This is a genomic window from Cupriavidus sp. UYPR2.512 (assembly GCF_000379565.1).
In the GTDB taxonomy this organism is placed as follows: Bacteria; Pseudomonadota; Gammaproteobacteria; order Burkholderiales; family Burkholderiaceae; genus Cupriavidus.
The window spans coordinates 128,846-148,057 of record NZ_KB902852.1 but is presented as its reverse complement, the minus strand read 5'-3'; the positions used below and the strand labels follow the sequence as shown (position 1 = coordinate 148,057).

General features: G+C 66.8%; 17 protein-coding genes and 2 pseudogenes. 16 read left to right on the top strand and 3 right to left on the bottom strand.

All coding sequences use genetic code 11. The features are described 5' to 3' along the window. Positions 1-90: 90 nt before the first annotated feature. From A3A5_RS40660 to A3A5_RS0100650, 9 genes and pseudogenes are all read left to right on the top strand, one after another. Positions 91-495: pseudogene (locus tag A3A5_RS40660) on the top strand (hemerythrin domain-containing protein); the annotation flags it as partial. A gap of 212 nt (positions 496-707) precedes the next feature. Then, a complete protein-coding gene (locus A3A5_RS0100685) occupies positions 708-1,148 on the top strand; it encodes a bacteriohemerythrin (protein ID WP_018308739.1) in 441 nt (146 codons plus the stop codon). A 50-nt stretch (positions 1,149-1,198) separates the two neighbouring features. Continuing rightward, positions 1,199-1,711, top strand: coding sequence for a MarR family winged helix-turn-helix transcriptional regulator (locus A3A5_RS0100680; RefSeq protein ID WP_018308738.1), 513 nt, complete (start codon positions 1,199-1,201; stop codon positions 1,709-1,711). Positions 1,712-2,089: 378 nt separating this feature from the next. Further along, the gene (locus tag A3A5_RS0100675; protein ID WP_018308737.1) at positions 2,090-3,409 is read left to right on the top strand and encodes a Rieske 2Fe-2S domain-containing protein; all 1,320 of its coding nucleotides are present in this window, start codon (positions 2,090-2,092) and stop codon (positions 3,407-3,409) included. 67 nt (positions 3,410-3,476) lie between these two features. Beyond that, positions 3,477-4,466, top strand: a complete 990-nt coding sequence (locus A3A5_RS0100670; protein WP_026200322.1) for a 4,5-dihydroxyphthalate decarboxylase — start codon at positions 3,477-3,479, stop codon at positions 4,464-4,466. Between the two features lie 50 nt (positions 4,467-4,516). Beyond that, a complete protein-coding gene (gene nadC / locus A3A5_RS0100665; protein WP_018308735.1) occupies positions 4,517-5,377 on the top strand; it encodes a carboxylating nicotinate-nucleotide diphosphorylase in 861 nt (286 codons plus the stop codon). Positions 5,378-5,391: 14 nt separating this feature from the next. Further along, positions 5,392-6,375: a PDR/VanB family oxidoreductase gene (locus tag A3A5_RS0100660; protein WP_018308734.1), complete on the top strand. Its 984-nt coding sequence runs from the start codon at positions 5,392-5,394 to the stop codon at positions 6,373-6,375. Continuing rightward, positions 6,372-7,601, top strand: coding sequence for a Gfo/Idh/MocA family protein (locus A3A5_RS0100655; RefSeq protein ID WP_018308733.1), 1,230 nt, complete (start codon positions 6,372-6,374; stop codon positions 7,599-7,601). The genes A3A5_RS0100660 and A3A5_RS0100655 overlap by 4 nt, the downstream gene beginning before the upstream one ends. Positions 7,602-7,725: 124 nt before the next feature. Further along, positions 7,726-8,727 (top strand): tripartite tricarboxylate transporter substrate binding protein, encoded by a 1,002-nt coding sequence (locus A3A5_RS0100650; protein WP_026200321.1) that lies wholly within the window; start codon positions 7,726-7,728, stop codon positions 8,725-8,727. A gap of 144 nt (positions 8,728-8,871) precedes the next feature. Here the strand turns inward: A3A5_RS0100650 and A3A5_RS44320 are convergent, their stop codons facing one another. Next, positions 8,872-9,147, bottom strand: a complete 276-nt coding sequence (locus tag A3A5_RS44320; protein ID WP_018308731.1) for a hypothetical protein — start codon at positions 9,145-9,147, stop codon at positions 8,872-8,874. Beyond that, positions 9,128-9,376: pseudogene (locus A3A5_RS44315) on the bottom strand (alkene reductase); the annotation flags it as partial. The pseudogene A3A5_RS44315 and the gene A3A5_RS44320, both read right to left, overlap by 20 nt. A 178-nt stretch (positions 9,377-9,554) precedes the next feature. On the opposite strand from A3A5_RS44315, the gene A3A5_RS0100640 reads away from it, so the two are divergent. The 3 genes from A3A5_RS0100640 (at position 9,555) to A3A5_RS0100630 (ending at position 13,153) form a co-directional block, all read left to right on the top strand. Beyond that, positions 9,555-10,934: an amino acid permease gene (locus A3A5_RS0100640; protein WP_018308730.1), complete on the top strand. Its 1,380-nt coding sequence runs from the start codon at positions 9,555-9,557 to the stop codon at positions 10,932-10,934. 80 nt (positions 10,935-11,014) lie between these two features. After that, entirely contained in the window at positions 11,015-12,001 is a 987-nt protein-coding gene (locus A3A5_RS0100635; RefSeq protein WP_018308729.1) for a hypothetical protein, read from the top strand. 9 nt (positions 12,002-12,010) lie between these two features. Next, a complete protein-coding gene (locus A3A5_RS0100630; protein ID WP_018308728.1) occupies positions 12,011-13,153 on the top strand; it encodes a glycosyltransferase in 1,143 nt (380 codons plus the stop codon). Between the two features lie 41 nt (positions 13,154-13,194). Here the strand turns inward: A3A5_RS0100630 and hpnA are convergent, their stop codons facing one another. Continuing rightward, positions 13,195-14,202, bottom strand: coding sequence for a hopanoid-associated sugar epimerase (gene hpnA, locus A3A5_RS0100625; protein ID WP_018308727.1), 1,008 nt, complete (start codon positions 14,200-14,202; stop codon positions 13,195-13,197). Positions 14,203-14,409: 207 nt separating this feature from the next. On the opposite strand from hpnA, the gene ispH reads away from it, so the two are divergent. The 4 genes from ispH to hpnJ are packed head-to-tail and all read left to right on the top strand — an operon-like array spanning position 14,410 to position 19,200. Further along, complete coding sequence (gene ispH / locus A3A5_RS0100620; protein ID WP_018308726.1) at positions 14,410-15,423, top strand: 4-hydroxy-3-methylbut-2-enyl diphosphate reductase; 1,014 nt, start codon at positions 14,410-14,412, stop codon at positions 15,421-15,423. A gap of 20 nt (positions 15,424-15,443) precedes the next feature. After that, positions 15,444-16,613 (top strand): adenosyl-hopene transferase HpnH, encoded by a 1,170-nt coding sequence (gene hpnH / locus A3A5_RS0100615; protein ID WP_018308725.1) that lies wholly within the window; start codon positions 15,444-15,446, stop codon positions 16,611-16,613. Between the two features lie 11 nt (positions 16,614-16,624). After that, complete coding sequence (gene hpnI / locus A3A5_RS0100610) at positions 16,625-17,779, top strand: bacteriohopanetetrol glucosamine biosynthesis glycosyltransferase HpnI (protein WP_018308724.1); 1,155 nt, start codon at positions 16,625-16,627, stop codon at positions 17,777-17,779. Then, positions 17,776-19,200, top strand: a complete 1,425-nt coding sequence (hpnJ, locus tag A3A5_RS0100605; RefSeq protein ID WP_018308723.1) for a hopanoid biosynthesis associated radical SAM protein HpnJ — start codon at positions 17,776-17,778, stop codon at positions 19,198-19,200. The genes hpnI and hpnJ overlap by 4 nt, the downstream gene beginning before the upstream one ends. Positions 19,201-19,212 lie beyond the last annotated feature (12 nt).

Below are 19,212 nucleotides of genomic sequence, written 5' to 3'. Positions count from 1 at the left end.
CTGGCACCGGGCTAACCGTGGTGACCCTCTCGCGTCGAGGCGAGTCAGAGGGCGGCGTCGCTTTCCACCCCGAGCCCGACACCGCTTGCCGCCTGGCATACCGACCATATCCATTTCGCCTCAATGCTCGACCTGCTGGAAAAGCAGGTCAGCACCTTCCATCAGGGCGAGCAGCCCGACTACGGCCTGATGGCCACGATCATCCACTACATGCGCAACTATGGCGATTGCGTGCACCACCCCCGTGAGGATGTGGCCTACGCGCTGCTCGTGGAACGGGATCCCGGCACGCGGATCATCATCAGCCGGTTACTGCAGGAACATCGCGTGATCGCCACGGTCGGCGCGGAATTGCTCGACCGCCTGCGTGAAGCCCAGAGCGAGGTGGTCACCTCGCGAGCGGCACTGGAAGCGGCCGCGAGGCGCCGGTGCCTTGTTTTCTTGTGGTCCACCCGCACAGGAACGCGACGCAGACCGACGGGCAATAGGTTCTAAGCTGGGGCGTCGAACTCCATGTAGCCGCGCGCCACCATGGTCCGCAGCAGCATCGAGACACTGGACTGCGGGGATCCGGGCGTCTTCGCCACGCCGTGCAGCCAACAGCACTCCTCGCCATGCTCATTGTCGTTGCCTACGGAACCTGCCCCGCCTATAATGCTTAGGCTCCTAACAAAGTTGATCGAGGCATGATGGCAGCGCACAATCCAATGTACTGGCATGACGGGCTACTGATCGGTCATCGCGCGATTGACGACGAACATCGACAGTTTGCGGCACTTATCCAGTCACTGCGCGAAGCGCCTGTTGACGGCTTGGCGGAGAAGCTGGAGGAACTGCTACAACTGGCACGAACGCATTTCCTGCACGAGGACAGCCTTATGGAGGCAACGGCCTTTCCGCCGCGCAAGTGCCACATCGGCGAACATAAGGCCGTGCTGGCCTCTGTATCCGGTGTGCAGGCAAGGCTCGTACGCGGGGAGGTTGCGGTAGTGCGCCGGCTGGCGGAGGAACTGGAGCACTGGTTCCCCGCGCATGTCCAACATCTGGATTCGGCGCTGGCGCACTGGATCTGCAAGCAGCACGCCGGCGCCAAGCCGGTCGTCCTGCGCAGGAACCTGGAAGTCCGTCCGGCCGCGGAGCCTGCGTAAAGCACAGACAAGCCGTGGCAGAATACGCCTTTGTCCTTGCTTCCCGCCCTATGTCGAAAGCCTCTGCACTCAGAGAACAGGAAATCGCCCAGCGCGTCCTGCGCCGCTGGCACGACGACGTGCCCAATGATCGCCTTGCGCACCTTGTGAAAGACGCGACGCGGTTCTTCCTGCGCGCGCTGCAGCACCGACTCTCCCAGCATGACGTGCAGCTTGGCCACTGGACCTTCCTGCGCATTCTCTGGGAACGCGACGGCATCACCAAGCGTGAGCTCAGCATCGAAGCGGGCGTGATGGAGCCGACCACATTCGCGGCCTTGCAAGCCATGGAGGCGCTCGGCTATGTCACGCTGGAGCGCCGGCCGACCAATCGCAAGAACATCTATGTGTTCCTCACGCCATTGGGCAAGCGGCTGCGCAAGACGCTGGTACCGTTGGCCGAAGAGGTCAATGCGGTGGCGGTCCAGCATCTCGCCGCGGAAGAAGTCGCCAACACTCGCCGCGCCCTGCTGGTGATGATCGACAACCTGACCCGCGACCAGGAAGGTATCGAGCAAGCGTAAGCGACTGCGCGACTGCAAGGGGAGGACTGCGGCTGGCAGTCCTGTTTCCCAACACATCTCCAGCCGCCCCCGCCCCCCTCCTCCCTCCCCCTCTCGATCTTCCAGGCTGCGACCTGTTTCGCAGCCGGCACTTATTTGCCTTGCGCCGAGCATCTGGCAAGCCGATGCCTTGCTTCCCGTCCGGCCGCGCATTGCGCACGTGACTGTGACGGCGCACGTCCTCTTTTTGTTAGCCTCCTAAGTATTTTCCCTTGGTTTCCCAGTCCCGCCTTGCTATCGATGTTTTCTCTGATTATTCTTAGGCCACTAAGTATTTTCAAGCAAAGCCAGAACGCCAGACCGGCCAGCGCCGGAGATGCGCTGGCCAGGAGCCCCCAAATGATGACGAAGGAAGAAAACGATCTGTTGTGCCGTGTGGAAGGCGATGCGCCGATGGGGCAGCTGATGCGCCGGCATTGGACGCCGGTCTGCCTGCTCGAGGAGGTGACGGAGCCCGATGGCGCGCCGGTAAAGGCGCGCGTGTTCGGCGAAGACCTGGTCGTGTTCCGCGACAGCGACGGCCGCGTCGGGGTGATGGACGAGTATTGCCCGCACCGCAGGGCATCGCTGGTCTTCGGCCGCAACGAGGAAGGCGGCCTGCGCTGCCTCTATCACGGCTGGAAGATGGATGTGGAGGGCAACGTGCTGGAGATGGTCTCCGAGCCAGCAGCCAGCGGCATGGCAGAGAAAGTCAAGCACAAGGCCTATCCGGTCAAGGAATGGGGCGGCATGGTCTGGGCATACATGGGACCGGCGGACCTGGTGCCGGAATTCGTGCCGCCACGCTGGGCGCCGACCGAGGACACCCGCGTCAGCATCGCCAAGGTGCTGCTGCCTTGCAACTGGGCACAGGTGCTGGAGGGTGCGATCGATTCCGCGCACAGCTCGAGCCTGCACAGCTCGGACATGGTGCCGGCGCGCGTGGACTGCGCCAAGGCAACTGACAGCCTGTGGCTGCGCCCTTCGACCGACAAGGCGCCGCGGCTGCAGGTGCAGCGCGGCGGCTACGGCTTCCGCTACGCCGCCATCCGCAGGCCGATCCAGCAGGCGCAGACGCATGACTATGTGCGCTCCACGGTCTTCGTCGCGCCGGCAACCGCGCTGATCCCGCCGAACAACCTCTACAACGTCGCCAACATCAACGTGCCGATGGACGACACCAACACGGCGTTCTACTTCATCGCCTGGGGCCATCCGACGCAAACTCCCGAAACGCAGACGTGGCGCAAGTTCCTGCGCCAGACCGTCGGCGTGGACCTGGACGCGTACTACCGCCCGCTGCGCAACATCGACAACCGCTTCTGGCAGGACCGCCAGGCGATGAAGGCGGGCAACTTCACCGGGATTGCCGGCTTCCCGAACCAGGACGTCGCGATGTGGCTGACGATGGGCCCGATCGCCGACCGCAGCCATGACCGGCTGGGCGCGAGCGATCTCGCCATCGTTGAGTTCCGCAAGCAGATGCTGGATGCCGTCAGGGCGTTCCAGCAGGGCGGCGAAGCGATCGGCACGGGTGCCAATGCGATTCCCGCGGACGTCTGCGCGTTCCAGGCGGTGGTGCCGAAGTCCGATGACTGGCGTACCTTCAACGTGCAATACGTCTGGGCCGGCGGACCCGAACTGCCCGAGTTGGAGCCGTCGTACTCCGTCACGGCATGAGGAGCACATCCCCGACATCCCCCGCTGACCGCCACCCGCATTCCCCCGAGCCCCCACTCCATCACCGATGACCAAACTCCGTCTCTCCGTCGCCATGGGCGACTATGACCGTACCCGCGCGCTGCTCGATGGCCGCGTCCAGATCGACGGCGTCGATCCCGTCTACATGACGCTCAACCCGGAGGAAATGTTCTTCCGCGCCATGCGCAGCCAGGACTTCGATATCAGCGAGCTGTCGTTTTCGAGCTACCTGGTCAGGCATGCGCGCGGCGACTGTCCGTACATCGCGGTGCCCGTCTTTCTCTCGCGGGCGTTCCGCCACACCTCCATCTATGTACGCAAGGATCGTATCGGACGTCCCCAGGACCTGAAGGGCTGCCGCATCGGCATTCCGGAATACCAGCTCACCGCGATCGTGTGGGCGCGTGCGGTCCTGCAGGACGACTTTGGCATCCGCCCGTCCGATGTGACCTGGGTACGCGGCGGCATCGATACGCCGGGGCGTCCGGAGAAGGTGAAGCTGCAGCTTCCCGCCGATGTCCGCGTGGAGGCCGCGCCCGAAGGCCGCACAATCTCCGAGCTGCTGGACAGCGGCGAGATCGACGGCTTCATCGCGCCGCGGCCCCCGGGCGCGGCGGCGCTGCGCAACGAGAACGTGGGCTGGCTCTTCGACGATCCGACCGCCGAGGCGAAAGATTACTTCCGGCGCACCGGCGTGTTTCCCATCATGCATGTGGTGGGCATCCGCAAGACCCTCGCCGAGGCGCAGCCGTGGCTGCCGGGCGCCGTCTTCAAGGCGTTCAGCCAGTCCATGGCCCACGCGCTGGCGCAGCTGTCCGATACGTCCGCGACCAAGGTGACGATGCCGTTCGTGGAAGAGATGCTGAAGGCCGCCCGCGAGACGCTGGGCGAGGACTACTGGTCGTACGGCGTGCAGGCAAACCTGCGCACGCTGGAGACGTTCGCCCGCCATCACCATGGCCAGGGCCTGTCCGAGCGGCTGATGCCAGTGGAGGAGATGTTCCACCCCTCCACCTACGAGTCCTACAGCATCTGACGAACGCGCGGGCGGGGCCATGCCGCGCCCGCGCACCTCCAGGAGCAAAGATGTTCGAGTACAACGAAACCCTTGAGCAGGCGCTGCGACGCAATGTCGACGACGCGCTGCGCGAGGACATCGGGCGCGCCGACTGGACGGCGCAGCTCGTGCCCGCGGCCAGGCGCGTGCAGGCGTGCGTGGTGGCGAAGGAAAACGCTGTGATCGCGGGCCAGCCGTGGTTCGACGCATGCGTGGCGCGGCTCGATCCGGACGCGTCGATTGCGTGGCGGATTGCCGAGGGCGAGGCCGTGCTCGCCGGCTCCGAGGTCTGCCGCATCACCGGTGACGCGCGGGCGCTGCTGTCCGCGGAGCGCCCGGCGCTGAATTTCCTGCAGACGCTGTCCGGCGTCGCCACCGTGACGCGCCGCTACATCGAGCGGATCGCCGGGGTGTCGCCCAATCCGAACGGCTGCGCGATGCTCGACACCCGCAAGACGCTGCCTGGCTTGCGCCTCGCGCAGAAGTACGCCGTCCGCGTGGGCGGCGGCGCCAACCATCGCCTGGGGCTGTGGGACGGCATCCTGATCAAGGAGAACCATATCGCCGCGGCCGGCGGCGTGCGCGAGGCGCTCGAGCGCGCAGCGCACCTCGGCGCCGAGGTGCCGGTGCAGATCGAAGTGGAAGACCTGGAAGAGCTGGCGGCGGCACTGGCCGCCGGGGCCACCAGCATCCTGCTGGACGACTTCAGCCTCGACGACATGCGTCGCGCCTGTGCGCTGAACGCCGGGCGGGCGCTGCTGGAGGTCTCCGGTGGCGTCGACCTCGAATCGCTGCAGGCCATCGCCGCCACCGGCGTGGACCGGATTTCCAGCGGCAAGCTGACCAAGGACGTGCGCGCGATCGACCTGTCGATGCGCATCGTCGACTGACAGGAATGCGCATCATGACTACCACACCGCTCCATCCCGAGCCCCATACAGACACGCCGATGCTGCTGCGCATCGCGCGTATCCACGACGCCGCGCAAGGCATCCGCAGCTTCGAGTTCGTGCAGGCGGACGGCACCGAGCTGCCTCCGTTCACGCCGGGCTCTCACATCAAGGTGCAGGTGCCCAACGGCATGCTGCGCAAGTACTCGCTGTGCAACGACCCCGCCGAGCGGCACCGCTACGTGATCACCGTGAAGCGCGACGAACAGGGACAGGGTGGCTCGAAGAGCCTGTGCGACGATGCCAGCGAGGGCGACCTGATCCCGGTCGGCTTGCCCGACAATGCCTTCCCGCTGCTGGAGGACGCCAAGGCATTCGTCTTCATCGCCGGCGGCATCGGCATTACGCCGATTCTCTCGATGATCCGCAGCTTTGGCGAGCTTTCCACCGCAAAGTGGCGGCTCTACTACTTCACGCGCTCGCCCGAGAGCACCGCCTTCCTGGACGAGTTGCAGGCGCCCGAACTCAAGGGAAAGGTGAAGATCCACCACGATTTCGGCGATCCTGGCAAGGCCTTCGATCTGTGGCCGGTGCTCGAGCGTCCGTGCGACACCCACATCTACTGCTGCGGTCCGCGCGGCCTGATGGGGGCGGTGCGCGACATGTCGGGGCACTGGCCCGCCACCCGGATCCACTTCGAAAGCTTCAACGAGGGCGGCGGCGTGCGTGCCGACGACAAGCCGTTCGACGTGGTGCTCAGCCGCAGCGGGCAACGCTACGAAGTGCCGGTCGGCGCGAGCATCCTGAACGTGCTGCGCCAGCATGGCTGCAATGTGCCATCGTCCTGCGAGAGCGGCACCTGCGGCACATGCCGTACCGGGCTGGTCTCGGGCGAGGCGGACCATCGCGACATGGTGCTGATGCCGGAGGAGTTGGACCACCAGGTGATGATCTGCGTCTCGCGGGCAAAGTGCGCCGAACTGGTGATCGACCTATGAGCGCCAACGCAACCCGGCAAGTGCGCCTGGGCGTGGTCGGGCTCGGCCGTGCCTTCTCGCTGATGCTGCCTACGTTCCTCGCGGATCGGCGCGTGCGCCTCGCCGCCGCCTGCGATCCCCGCGAAGCGGCACGCCAGCAGTTCGCGCGCGATTTCAATGCGCCCGTCTATGAGGACCTGGCGGCCATGGCGGCGTCGCCAGACCTTGACGCCATCTACATCGCGAGCCCTCATCAGTACCATGCTGCGCATGCGTGCCTGGCGGCGGAAAGCGGCAAGCACCTGCTCGTGGAGAAGCCGATGGCGATCTCGCTCGCGGAGTGCTACCGGATCATCGCGGCTTGCGAGCGCGGCGGCGTACGGATAATCGTGGGGCATTGCCACAGCTTTGATTCGCCATACCTGCACGCGCGGCAACTGATCGCGTCAGGGCGCTTCGGCGCGGTTCGCATGATTCACGCGCTGAACTACACCGACTTCCTGTATCGCCCGCGGCGCCCCGAGGAATTGCAGACGGAGGCCGGCGGCGGCGTGGTGTTCAGTCAGGCCGCGCACCAGGTCGACGTGGTGCGATTGCTGGCAGGCGCGCCCGCCACGCGTGTGCGGGCGACACTGGGCAGATGGGACCCGGCCCGGCCGACCGAGGGCGCCTATAGCGCCATGCTCTGGTTCGAGGACGGTGCCTACGCGTCGCTGACCTACAGCGGCTATGGCCGTTTCGACACGGATCCGTGGAACGGCGGCTTCAGCGAAATGGGATTCGCCACGCGCGAGGAGGACTACGGCCGCGCACGGCGCAAGCTGGCGGCGGTCGGCACGGCGCAGGCGGAGGCGCGCCTGAAGACGGATGGCACCTACGGCGGCCCGTCGTGGCAGGCCCCGGCCGGCACGGAACGCGCGCTCGCCAACCAGCACTTCGGGCCGGTCATCGTGAGCTGCGAGCATGCCGATATCCGGCCGATGCCGGACGGCATCTGGGTCTACGCCGACACGCAGCGCGAACACATCCCCCTGCCGGCACCGGCGGTGCCCCGCTTCGAGGTCATCGACGAACTGGTCGATGCCGTCATCCATGGCCGCGACCCGCTCCATGACGGCGCGTGGGCGCGGTCCACGCTCGAGGTCTGCCTGGCGATGCTGACCTCGGCGCGCGAGGATCGGGACGTAACGCTCACGCGGCAGGCGAGGGCTTCGCCACATCCGGTCGACATATTACCGGTCGCCTGAACCCATGGCTCGCCCAAGACCATCATCCGGATACCCCCCGCGCAGCGAGCCCACGAATGCCATCGTCAGAACGGCATCGCCAAGGGCCGCCGCATGCACTACGATCGTAAAGTGGAGACAACACATGAACCGCCCCCAAATCCGGCTTGCGCGACGCAGGCTTTGCCTCAGCCTGGGCCTCGGCCTCACCGCAGCATTCGTTCCCGCATTGGCCATGGCCAGCACCGATGCCTGGCCCACCAAGCCCATCCGCTTTATCGTTCCCTACGCGCCCGGAGGCTTGCCTGACACCGTTGCGCGCGTTTTGTCCCAGCAACTCACCCAACGCCTGGGCAAGCCGGTCGTCGTTGACAACCGGCCCGGCGCCAATGGCGTGGTCGCCGCCCAGGCGCTCATGACGAGCCCTGCCGACGGCCACACGTTCCTGGTGACCGACGGCTCGATGATGTCCATCAATCCGGCGATTTACAAGAACCTGTCGTATGAACCCAAGCGCGATTTCGTACCCGTCTCGCTTGCCGCCAGGTCTCCGCTCTTCCTCGCCGTCAATGCACACGTTCCAGCCAACTCACTCAACGATTTTGTCGCGCTGGCGAAATCCAGATCGGGCGCGCTGAACTATGGATCTTCCGGCATCGGCAGCACCCATCACCTGTCGATGGAAGCACTGAAGACCGCCCTCACGCTGGATATCAAGCACGTACCGTTTCGTGGCTCAGGCCAGTCCGTTCCGGCTTTGATCGGGGACCAGGTCCAGGTGGTGTTTGCTGCCTTGCCGTCGCTGTCGGGCTTCGTCAAATCGGGCCAGGTCAAGATTCTCGGCACCAACTCCCTGCAGCGCTCCGCTCTTGCGCCTAAGATTCCGGCGATTTCCGAGGTGGTGCCAGGATACGACTTCGCTGTGACGGTCGGCTTGCTTGCCGCAAAGGGAACCTCGGACGCCGTGGTCAAGAAAATGGCCGACGCGGTTACCGAGGCAGTCAAAATGCCCGAGGTGGTCTCGCAGTTCCACGTTGCCGGTATCGAACCCGTGGGAGGATCCAGCGCGGACTACGCGAAGGTCATTGCCGACGAAGCGGCTCGCTATGCGCAGACCATCAAGGTTGCGCATGTCGTGGCCGAGTAAGTAGCACAGTCCATCCGCCGCTATTCCTGAGCCTGATGACCAGGCTCAGGATTCACGCCTGCCGAGCGCTCTCGTCAACACAACAGCCTCTGCAATCAGAAGCTCGCCGAACTGGTTGACACGCTCCTATCAAGACACTCAGCGCTAGCTAGCCGACGGGTCGGCCAGCGCCGTCAACGGGCCCTGCATCCGGTAGAACGTCTTGTCCGCGGCGGTGAAGAATGCCATGGAGCGGCCGCGCACGAAGTCGTCGACATGCACCACGGTCGCGCCGTCAGCTTCCTGCCACGAGATCGCATACATGCCCTCCGAGATTTCCTGCCACTCGCAACGGGCCTCGCCAGTCGCTCCGGCGTAGGGGCCGGCGACGATGGCGTAGCGGATCGACTCGCCATCCTCGGATGGGCATATGCGGCGCATCGTCCCAGTCGGCCTCAGCGATATGGATGTAGCCCACGCCTAGCTCGCCGAGCAGCTTTGCCGCGGCCGTATAGGTGGTCTCCGGATCGGGGTCGACGCAGCCATTGAGCGTGGTCAGTGGCGCCAGGCGGATACCGACCCGGTCCTTGCTGCCCGTGCCCTCGATCAGCGCCTGCGTCACCTCGCCCAGGAAACGCAGGCGGTTTTCGAGCGAGCCGCCATATTCGTCAGCTGCCGCAGCAATTTTTCCTGAATTTCACCACGAATTCAGCAACAAATATCCCCGCGATCTGATTAACCTGCCCGCTATTTTCCGTTTGCGGCCCGCCGCGGACGAGAAAATAGCTGCTCCCGCCGGCCCCACGAAGGCCGGCGCGGCCTTTCAGATGACACGGAGACAACGACACATGAGTGCAAGCGCAGAACATCTGCAACGCGGCCTGGGCGAACGCCATATCCGGCTGATGGCACTGGGTTCAGCCATCGGCGTAGGCCTGTTCCTTGGTGCCGGCAATGCCATCAAGATGGCCGGCCCCGCCATCATGCTGGGCTACCTGATCGGCGGCGCCGTGATCTTCCTGATCATGCGCGCGCTGGGCGAAATGGCCGTGCACAACCCCGTGGCCGGCTCCTTCTGCCGCTACGCACAGGACCACATGGGCCCGCTGGCGGGCTACCTGACCGGCTGGAACTACTGGTTCCTGTGGCTGGTGACCTGCGTGGCGGAGATCACCGCCGTGGCCATCTACATGGGCATGTGGTTCCCCGACATGCCGCGCTGGATCTGGGCGCTGGCCGCGCTGGCGGCGATGGGCTCGGTCAACCTGATGGCGGTCAAGGCCTATGGCGAGTTCGAGTTCTGGTTCGCCATGATCAAGATCGTCACCATCGTGCTGATGCTGATCGGCGGCGGCGCGATGATCGTCGTCGGCTTCGGCAACGGCGGAGTCGCCACCGGCATCGCCAACCTGTGGCAGCACGGCGGCTTCATGCCCAACGGCGCCTCGGGCGTGCTGATGTCGCTGCAGATGGTGATGTTCGCCTACCTGGGCGTGGAGATGATCGGCCTGACCGCCGGCGAGGCGCGCAACCCGAAGAAGTCGATCCCGGACGCGATCAACTCGGTGTTCTGGCGCATCCTGATCTTCTACGTGGGCGCGCTGTTCGTGATCCTGTCGCTGTACCCGTGGAATGAGATCGGCGCCCAGGGCAGCCCGTTCGTGCTGACCTTCGAGCGGCTGGGCATCAAGACCGCCGCCGGCATCATCAACTTCGTGGTGCTGACCGCGGCGCTGTCGTCGTGCAACGGCGGCATCTTCAGCACCGGGCGCATGCTGTACAACCTGGCGCAGCAGGGCCAGGCGCCGAAGGCCTTTGCCAAGGTCGACCGCAATGGTGTGCCGCGCCGCGCGCTGCTGGTGTCAATCGCCGCGCTGCTGTGCGGCGTGCTGCTCAATTACCTGGTGCCGGAGCAGGTCTTCATCTGGGTGACGGCGATCTCCACCTTCGGGGCGGTCTGGACCTGGGCCATCATCCTGGTCACGCAGATCAACTTCCGCCGCAGCCTGGCGCCGGCCGAGCGCAAGGCGCTGGCCTTCCGCATGCCGTTCTGGCCGTATGGCTCCTACATCGCGCTGGCCTTCCTGGCGCTGGTGGTGGCGCTGATGGCCTACTTCCCGGAAACCCGCGTGGCGTTGTACGTGGGCCCGGGCTGGCTGGTGCTGCTGACGGCGTGCTACTACGCGCTGGACATGCGCTCGCGCGGGCCGGTCAGCTACCGCGCCTGACCTGGCTCTGGCCCACGGGGTGCGCCGGCCGGCGCGCCTCGCTACAATGGCTCCCGGGCAATCCAACGCCAGGGGGCCGAATGTCCGAAACCACTGAGGTTGCTGGCAACGCGGCGGCGCCGCCGCGCAACAGCGCCGCCGATGCCGAGGCCCGCGCCATCGCGGTTGCCGATACGGTCGCGCGCACTGCCGTCGAGCAGGCCGACCATGCCATGCGCCACTGGGCCGACCCCACTCCGGGGCCGGTGCGCATCGGCTCCGCGCAGCACCTGCAGATGTTCTGCAATATGCTGCTGCAGACCCACAACCCTTACAAGCCGGCCGTCATCGACTGGCCCAAGCTGTCGCCGCAGGCCCTGCATCGCGTCACCTCGCTGCCGATCTGGGATATCGCCGTGCAGACCGAGGGCCGCGCCTCGGTCCGCGTCAAGACCTTTGCCGACACCGTCGGCGACCCCCTGCTGCGCAGCGCACTGGAGATGGACGGCGGCGAAGAGGCGCGCCACAAGGTGGTGCTGTCGAAGCTGGTGGAGGCCTACGGCATCGCGCTCGCGCCCGAGCCTGACTACCCGCCCCCGGACGATCCGGAATGGGGCTGGCTGGTCACCGGCTACAGCGAGTGCATCGACAGCTTCTTTGCCTTCGGCCTGTTCGCCGCGGCCAGGCGCTCCGGCTTCTTCCCCGCCGAGCTGGTCGAGACCTTCGAGCCGGTGATCCAGGAGGAAGGCCGCCATATCCTGTTCTTCGTCAACTGGGCGGCCTGGTACCGGCGCAACCTGCCGTGGTGGCGCCGCCCGCTGTTTGCGCTGAAGGTGGCGCGGGTGTGGGCCTTCCTGATCTGGGAGCGCATCGGCATCGCGCGCGGCATCGACACCGACGGCGTGGCCCAGGATGCCAACTTCACCATGAACGGTTCCGCGGCGCTGGGCGAAGCCCTGACGCCGGGCGCGATGATCGACCTGTGCCTGGCCGAGAACGACCGGCGCATGGCCGGCTATGACGCGCGCCTGCTGCGCCCGGAAACCGTGCCGCGGCTGGCCCGGCTGGCGCGGCGCTTCGTGAAATAAGGCCGGCCCATGCACCTTGCGTTGGCGTTGTCGCTGCTGTCACTGGCGGTCTGGCTGGTGCTGATCTTTGCCCGCGCGGGCTTCTGGCGTGTGCGCAAGCCGGCTGCCGCACCGGATCCCGCGGCCTGGCCGGATGTGGTCGCGGTCATTCCCGCCCGCGACGAGGCCGAGGTGATCGGCCGCGCCGTGGCCGGCGTGCTGGGCCAGCGCTACCCGGGCCGGCTGGCGCTGGTCGTGGTGGACGACCACAGCCAGGACGGAACCGCCGATAGCGCCCGCGCCGCCGCCGCGGCCACCGCACGTCCGCAGGGGTTGACCGTGATCGGCGCACGCGAGCTGCCGGCCGGCTGGAGCGGCAAGGTCTGGGCGCAGTCCGAAGGACTGGCCGCGGCCGACCGCATCGCTCCGCAGGCCCGCTACGTCTGGCTGACCGATGCCGATATCTGGCACGGCCCCGGCGTGCTGGCCGCGCTGGTGGCGCGCGCCGAGCACGAACGGCGCGACCTGGTCTCGCTGATGGTGCGGCTGCGCTGCGAATCCGCCTGGGAACGGCTGATCGTGCCGGCTTTTGTCTTCTTCTTCGCCAAGCTCTACCCGTTCGCCCGCGTGCGCGATGCCCGCAGCCGCGTGGCCGCCGCGGCCGGGGGCTGCATGCTGGCCAGCCGCGCGGCGCTGGCGCGTATTGGCGGCTTTGCCGCCATCCGCGGCGAGCTGATCGACGACTGCAGCCTGGCCGCGCGCATCAAGCCCGGCGGCGCGATCCGGCTGGACCTGGCCGACGACAGCGTGTCGTTGCGGCCCTACAACGACTGGCACAGCCTGTGGGACATGATCGCGCGCAGCGCCTACACCCAGCTGCGCTATTCGCCGCTGCGGCTGGCCGGCGCGGTGGCGGGCATGGCGCTGACCTACCTGGTGCCGCCGGTGCTGGCGATCGGCTGGCGGCTGTGGCCGGCATGGCTGGCCTGGGGCGCGCTGACCCTGGCCTACCTGCCGATGCTGCGCGAATACCGGCAGCCGGCGTGGCTGGCGCCGCTGTTGCCGCTCACGGCGCTGTTCTACCTGGGGGCAACCATCGACTCGGCACGGCGCTACTGGCTGCGGCGCGGCGGGCAGTGGAAGGGCCGCGCGCAGGCGCCGGTGCGGTCCTGAGCCCGCCCTGCCGCCCTTGGAAGCCGTTATGAAACGGGTTCTTATTGCCTGCCGAGATACCCCTGCGCCCGGAACCACTCCAGCGCGTCCCGCAAGCCCTCCTGGTATGGCCGCGGCTGATAGCCCAGCACCTTGCGCGCCTTGTCTGATGTAAAGAACATCCGGTACCGGGACATATTGAGTCCATCTACAGTGATGAACGGCTCCTTGCCGGTAAAGCGCGCCGCCGCCTCCGCCCCGTAGGCCAGCGGGTACAGCGGCCAGCGCGGCAGCTGTACGGTCGGCGGGCGCCGGCCGCACAGCTGCGCGATCTCGCGCAGCATCTGCTGCAGCATCACGTCCTGGCCGCCCAGGATATAGCGCTCGCCGGCCTGGCCGCGTTCCAGCGCCAGGAAATGCCCTTCGGCCACGTCGTCCACATGCGCCAGGTTCAGGCCGGTATCGACAAAGGCGGGGATCTTGCCCATGGCGGCCTCAACGATGATGCGCCCGGTCGGCGTGGGCCGCACGTCGCGCGGGCCGATCGGGGTGGACGGATTGACGATGACCGCCGGCAGGCCGCGCTCGGCCACCAGCTTTTCGACCACGCGCTCGGCCAGCACCTTGCTGCGCTTATAGGCGCCGATGGCCTCGTGCGGGCGCAGCGCCGCGGTCTCGTCCACCGGCGCCCGCGCGCCTGCCACGCGCAGCGTCGCCACGCTGCTGGTATAGACCACCCGCTCGACGCCGGCCTGCTGCGCGGCCTCCATCACGGCCAGGGTGCCGTCGACGTTGGTGCGCACAATGTCCTCTGGGTCCGGCGCCCACAGCCGGTAGTCGGCGGCCACATGGAACAGGTAGCGCACGCCCTGCAGCGCGGCGGCCACCGCGCCGGCGTCGCGCATGTCGCCCTCCGCCACGGTCACCGGCAGCCCGGCCAGGTTGGTGCGCGGGCTTTGCGGGCGCACCAGCACGCGCACCCGGAAGCCGCGTGCCAGCGCCCCGCGCGCCACCGCCGAGCCGAGAAAGCCCGAGGCGCCTGTCACCAGCACGTCATCGTTTATCGTCATGAACCCGTTTTCCCGTAAGACGGAATCGCCTTGGCCAGCCTCGCGCTGGCCAAAGCGACTCCAGACAAAGCCGGCGTGTCGGGTATATAGTAACCATCGTGCGACGGAAATGTGATCTGCGGTGGATCTCCGGCGGTTGCCGGTGCATTTCCCGTCCCGCCATCCCAAACACTGAAACCCGTTGCAAAGGGTCGGGGGGCTTACTCTATGCAGGTGATTCTTGCTCAGCCCCGGGGCTTCTGCGCCGGCGTGGTGCGCGCGATCGAGATTGTCGACCGCGCCCTCGTCAAGCATGGCGCCCCGGTGTTCGTGCGACATGAGATCGTGCACAACAAGCACGTCGTGGAGGGACTGAAGGACAAGGGGGCGCGCTTCGTCGAAGAACTGGACGAAGTCCCGACCGGCGCGGTGACCATCTTCAGCGCGCACGGGGTCTCGCGCGAGGTCATCGCCGATGCCAGCCAGCGCCAGCTGCATGCCATCGACGCCACCTGCCCGCTGGTGATCAAGGTCCATACCCAGGGCCGCCAGTACGCGGCCAGCGGCCGCACCGTGATCCTGATCGGCCATGCCGGCCACCCGGAGGTGGAAGGCACCATGGGCCAGATCCCGGGCAAGGTGATCCTGGTGCAGAACGAGGCCGAGGTCGCGCGGCTGGACCTGCCCGCCGACACCCCGGTCGCCTACGTCACGCAGACCACGCTGAGCGTGGACGACACCCGCAATATCATCGCCGCGCTCGGGCGCCGCTTCAGCAACCTGGTCGGTCCCGATACGCGCGACATCTGCTACGCCACGCAGAACCGCCAGAGCGCGGTGCGCGACCTGTGCAAGCTGGCCGACGTGATCCTGGTGATCGGCGCGACCAACAGCTCCAACTCCAACCGCCTGCGCGAGATCGGCACGGAAAGCGGCGTGCCCAGCTACCTGATCGCCGAAGGCAGCGAACTGGACCCCGCCTGGGTGCGCAACGCCAACGTGGTGGGCATCACCGCCGGCGCCTCCGCCCCCGAGGAAATGGTCGAGGACGTGATCAACGCGCTGCGCCGGCTGGGCCCGGTGGATGTCACCACCATGGCCGGGCGCGAGGAACATGCCGAGTTCCGGCTGCCGGCCGAGCTGGCCGACGTGAAGCCGAAACCGGCCCCGCGCAAGGCCGGCAAGGAAACCGCCGCACTCGCGGCCGCACCTGCCACCGCCAACGAGAATATCGCCGGCTGAACCAACCAGAGGAAGCTGCCTTGGCTATTCCGCTACTGCAGGTCGCCCGCGTGGGCGCCTACATCGTCGGCAAGCATCTGTCGCGACAGAAACGCTATCCGCTTGCCCTGATGCTGGAACCGTTGTTCCGCTGCAACCTGGCGTGCTCAGGCTGCGGCAAGATCGATTATCCGGACCCCATCCTGAACCAGCGCCTGTCGGTGCAGGAATGCCTGGAGGCGGTGGATGAATGCGGTGCGCCGGTGGTGTCCATCGCCGGCGGCGAGCCGCTGCTGCACAAGGACATGCCGCAGATCGTGCAAGGCATCATCGCGCGGCGCAAGTTTGTCTACCTGTGCACCAATGCGCTGCTGATGGAAAAGAAGCTGGACCAGTACCAGCCCAGCCCGTATTTCATCTGGTCGGTGCACCTGGACGGCGACCGCGAGATGCATGACCGCTCGGTGTGCCAGGAAGGCGTATACGACCGCTGCGTCGAGGCGATCCGGCTGGCCAAGGCACGGGGCTTCCGCGTCAATATCAACTGCACGCTGTTCAACGATGCCCAGCCCGAGCGCGTGGCGAAGTTCTTCGACTCGGTCAAGGCGCTGGGCGTGGACGGCATCACCGTGTCGCCGGGCTATGCCTATGAACGCGCGCCGGACCAGCAGCACTTCCTGAACCGCGGCAAGACCCGCCAGCTGTTCCGCGACATCCTCAGCCGCGGCCGCGCCGGCAAGAACTGGGCCTTCAGCCAGTCGACGCTGTTCCTGGACTTCCTGGCCGGCAATCAGACCTACCACTGCACCCCGTGGGGCAACCCGGCGCGCACCGTGTTCGGCTGGCAGCGTCCGTGCTACCTGCTGGGCGAGGGCTATGCCGCCACCTTCCGCGAGCTGATGGAAGAGACCGACTGGGACGCCTACGGCACCGGCAACTACGAGAAGTGCGCCGACTGCATGGTGCACAGCGGCTATGAAGCCACCGCCGTGGCCGACACCTTTGCGCATCCGCTCAAGGCGCTGGGCGTAAGCCTGCGCGGCGTGCGCACCAGCGGGCCGATGGCGCCCGACATCGCGCTGGACCAGCAGCGGCCGGCCGACTACGTGTTTTCGCGCCACGTCGAGATCAAGCTCGAGGAAATCCAGCGCGCGAAGCCACCCGCCAACCGGCCGCGGCCGGCCAAGGCCAACGCCGCGGCCACGCACTGACGGCACTGCCGATGGCCGCGGAACTTGCCGCCACCCTCCCGGGCGCTGCGCTGACCTGCGTGTCGGCGGGCTATGCGCTGGCCGCCGCCTGGCTGTCGCGCCGCGCGCCTGCGGCAGGCGGCGGCACGGCAACGGCACCGGTCAGCGTGCTCAAGCCGCTGTGCGGCGCCGAGCCCCGGCTGTACGAGAACCTGGCCACGCTGTGCCGGCAGCGGCATCCGGCGTTCCAGCTGGTATTCGGCGTACGTGCCGCGGACGATCCCGCCATTGCCGTGGTCGAACGGCTGCGCCGCGACTTCCCGGCGTGCGACATCGCGCTGGTGGCCGATCCGCAAGTGCACGGCACCAACCTGAAAGTCAGCAACCTGATCAACCTGTTCGCGCAGGCCAGGCACGATTTGCTGGTGATCGCCGACAGCGATATCGCCGTGCCGCCCGACTACCTGGCGCGCGTGACCGCGCCGCTGGCCGATCCCGGCGTGGGCGTGGCCACCTGCCTCTACCGCGGCAACCCGACGGGCGGGCCGTGGTCGCGCGTCGGCGCGCAGTTCATCAATGACTGGTTCGCGCCCTCGGTGCGCATTGCGCATGCGGGCGGCTCGCAACGCTTTGCCTTTGGCGCGACGATTGCGCTGCGGCGCGATGTGCTGGAAGCCATCGGTGGCTTCGCAGCCTTGTCGGACCGGCTGGCCGACGACTACTGGCTGGGCGAGCTGACGCGGCAGCAGGGGTTGCGCACGGTGCTGGCGGAGGTGGTGGTCACAACCGATGTCACCGAGGACCGTTTCACCGACCTGTGGCGCCATGAACTGCGCTGGCTGCGCACGATCCGCTCGCTGAATCCGCCGGGTTTTGCCTTTACCTTCATCACGTTCACCTGGCCGATGCTGGCGCTGGGTGTGCTGCTGGCACCGCTGCCGCTGGTGATTGCGGTGGCGGCCGTCGGCGCGCTGGCGCGCAGCGTGCTGGCAGGCAGCGTCGCCGCCGCACTGCGCGCACCGTTGCGCGATGCGCTGCTGCTGGCCGGCTGGGCATTTGCGCTGGCAGGCAAGCGCGTGCAGTGGCGCGAGCAAGTGCTGTCGGTGCGGGATGCCCTGCACACCAGTCCTGCGCTGACCCCGAACCAACCTTCATCCACCGGCATCCATCCCCAGAGGCCGCTATGAAAAAAACCCTGTTCCTCCAGGCCCCTTCCTTCGACGGCTTCGACGGCGGCGCGGGCTCGCGCTACCAGGCCAAGCGCGAGATCAAGTCGTTCTGGTACCCGACCTGGCTGGCGCAGCCCGCCGCGCTGGTGCCGGGCAGCCGCGTGCTCGACGCACCGGCCGACGGCCTGACCGTGCAGCAGACGCTGGATATCGCCGCGGACTATGAGCTGATCATCATCCACACCAGCACGCCCTCCTTCCCCACCGACGCGAAGTTTGCCGAGGAACTGAAGCAGCGCAAGCCGGACGTGATGATCGGCATGGTCGGCGCCAAGCCCGCGGTCGATCCGGGCGGCACGCTGGGCGCGAGCGACGCCATCGACTTCGTCTGCCGTGAAGAGTTCGACTACACCTGCCAGGACGTGGCCGCCGGCAAGCCGCTCAAGGACATCCTGGGCCTCTCCTACCGGCTGCCGGACGGCTCGCTCGAACACAACGGGCAGCGCCCGATGATCGAGAACATGGACGAGCTGCCCTTCGTCGCGCCGGTCTACCAGCGCGACCTGAAGATCGACAACTACTTCATCGGCTACCTGAAGCACCCCTATGTGTCGATCTACACCGGCCGCGGCTGCCGTTCGAAGTGCACCTTCTGCCTGTGGCCGCAGACCGTGGGCGGGCACCGCTACCGCACGCGCTCGGCCGAAAGCGTGATCGCCGAGGTCAAGTGGATCAAGGAGAACATGCCCGAGGTGAAGGAGATCATGTTCGACGATGACACCTTCACCGACTTCAAGCCGCGCGTGGAAGAGATCGCGCGCGGGCTGGGCCAGCTGGGCGTGACGTGGTCCTGCAATGCCAAGGCCAACGTGCCGTACAGCACGCTCAAGATCATGAAGGAGAACGGCCTGCGCCTGCTGCTGGTGGGCTATGAGTCCGGCGACGACCAGATCCTGCTGAACATCAAGAAGGGCCTGCGCACGGACATTGCGCGCCGCTTCACCGAGGATTGCCGCAAGCTGGGCATCCAGATCCACGGCACCTTTATCCTGGGCCTGCCGGGCGAAACGCGCGAGACCATCGAGAAGACCATCGAGTACGCCAAGGAAATCAACCCGCACACCATCCAGGTGTCGCTGGCCGCGCCCTACCCTGGCACCACGCTGTACCGCCAGGCGGTGGAGAACGGCTGGCTCGAGGAAAACAAGGTCATCAACCTGGTCAATGACCAGGGCGTGCAGCTGGCCGCGATCAGCTATCCGCACCTGTCCAAGGAAGACATCTACCACGGCGTGGAGACCTTCTATAAGCGCTTCTACTTCCGCCCCGGCAAGATCTGGGAAATTGTGCGCGAGATGCTGGGCAGCTGGGACATGATGAAGCGGCGCCTGCGTGAAGGCGTGGAGTTCTTCCGCTTCCTGCGCTCGCACGAGGCCTGATCCTGGCCCACG

What these genes read in the sequence shown, in the direction of transcription:
- A3A5_RS0100680 (WP_018308738.1), top strand. Translation starts at nt 1,199, where the DNA reads ATGTCGAAAGCCTCTGCACTCAGAGAACAGGAAATCGCCCAGCGCGTC.
- A3A5_RS44320 (WP_018308731.1), bottom strand. Translation starts at nt 9,147, where the DNA reads ATGCGCCGCATATGCCCATCCGAGGATGGCGAGTCGATCCGCTACGCC.
- hpnA (WP_018308727.1), bottom strand. Translation starts at nt 14,202, where the DNA reads ATGACGATAAACGATGACGTGCTGGTGACAGGCGCCTCGGGCTTTCTC.
- A3A5_RS0100670 (WP_026200322.1), top strand. Translation starts at nt 3,477, where the DNA reads ATGACCAAACTCCGTCTCTCCGTCGCCATGGGCGACTATGACCGTACC.
- nadC (WP_018308735.1), top strand. Translation starts at nt 4,517, where the DNA reads ATGTTCGAGTACAACGAAACCCTTGAGCAGGCGCTGCGACGCAATGTC.
- A3A5_RS0100630 (WP_018308728.1), top strand. Translation starts at nt 12,011, where the DNA reads ATGCACCTTGCGTTGGCGTTGTCGCTGCTGTCACTGGCGGTCTGGCTG.
- A3A5_RS0100650 (WP_026200321.1), top strand. Translation starts at nt 7,726, where the DNA reads ATGAACCGCCCCCAAATCCGGCTTGCGCGACGCAGGCTTTGCCTCAGC.
- hpnJ (WP_018308723.1), top strand. Translation starts at nt 17,776, where the DNA reads ATGAAAAAAACCCTGTTCCTCCAGGCCCCTTCCTTCGACGGCTTCGAC.
- A3A5_RS0100685 (WP_018308739.1), top strand. Translation starts at nt 708, where the DNA reads ATGTACTGGCATGACGGGCTACTGATCGGTCATCGCGCGATTGACGAC.
- A3A5_RS0100675 (WP_018308737.1), top strand. Translation starts at nt 2,090, where the DNA reads ATGATGACGAAGGAAGAAAACGATCTGTTGTGCCGTGTGGAAGGCGAT.
- ispH (WP_018308726.1), top strand. Translation starts at nt 14,410, where the DNA reads ATGCAGGTGATTCTTGCTCAGCCCCGGGGCTTCTGCGCCGGCGTGGTG.
- A3A5_RS0100635 (WP_018308729.1), top strand. Translation starts at nt 11,015, where the DNA reads ATGTCCGAAACCACTGAGGTTGCTGGCAACGCGGCGGCGCCGCCGCGC.
- A3A5_RS0100660 (WP_018308734.1), top strand. Translation starts at nt 5,392, where the DNA reads ATGACTACCACACCGCTCCATCCCGAGCCCCATACAGACACGCCGATG.
- hpnI (WP_018308724.1), top strand. Translation starts at nt 16,625, where the DNA reads ATGGCCGCGGAACTTGCCGCCACCCTCCCGGGCGCTGCGCTGACCTGC.
- A3A5_RS0100655 (WP_018308733.1), top strand. Translation starts at nt 6,372, where the DNA reads ATGAGCGCCAACGCAACCCGGCAAGTGCGCCTGGGCGTGGTCGGGCTC.
- A3A5_RS0100640 (WP_018308730.1), top strand. Translation starts at nt 9,555, where the DNA reads ATGAGTGCAAGCGCAGAACATCTGCAACGCGGCCTGGGCGAACGCCAT.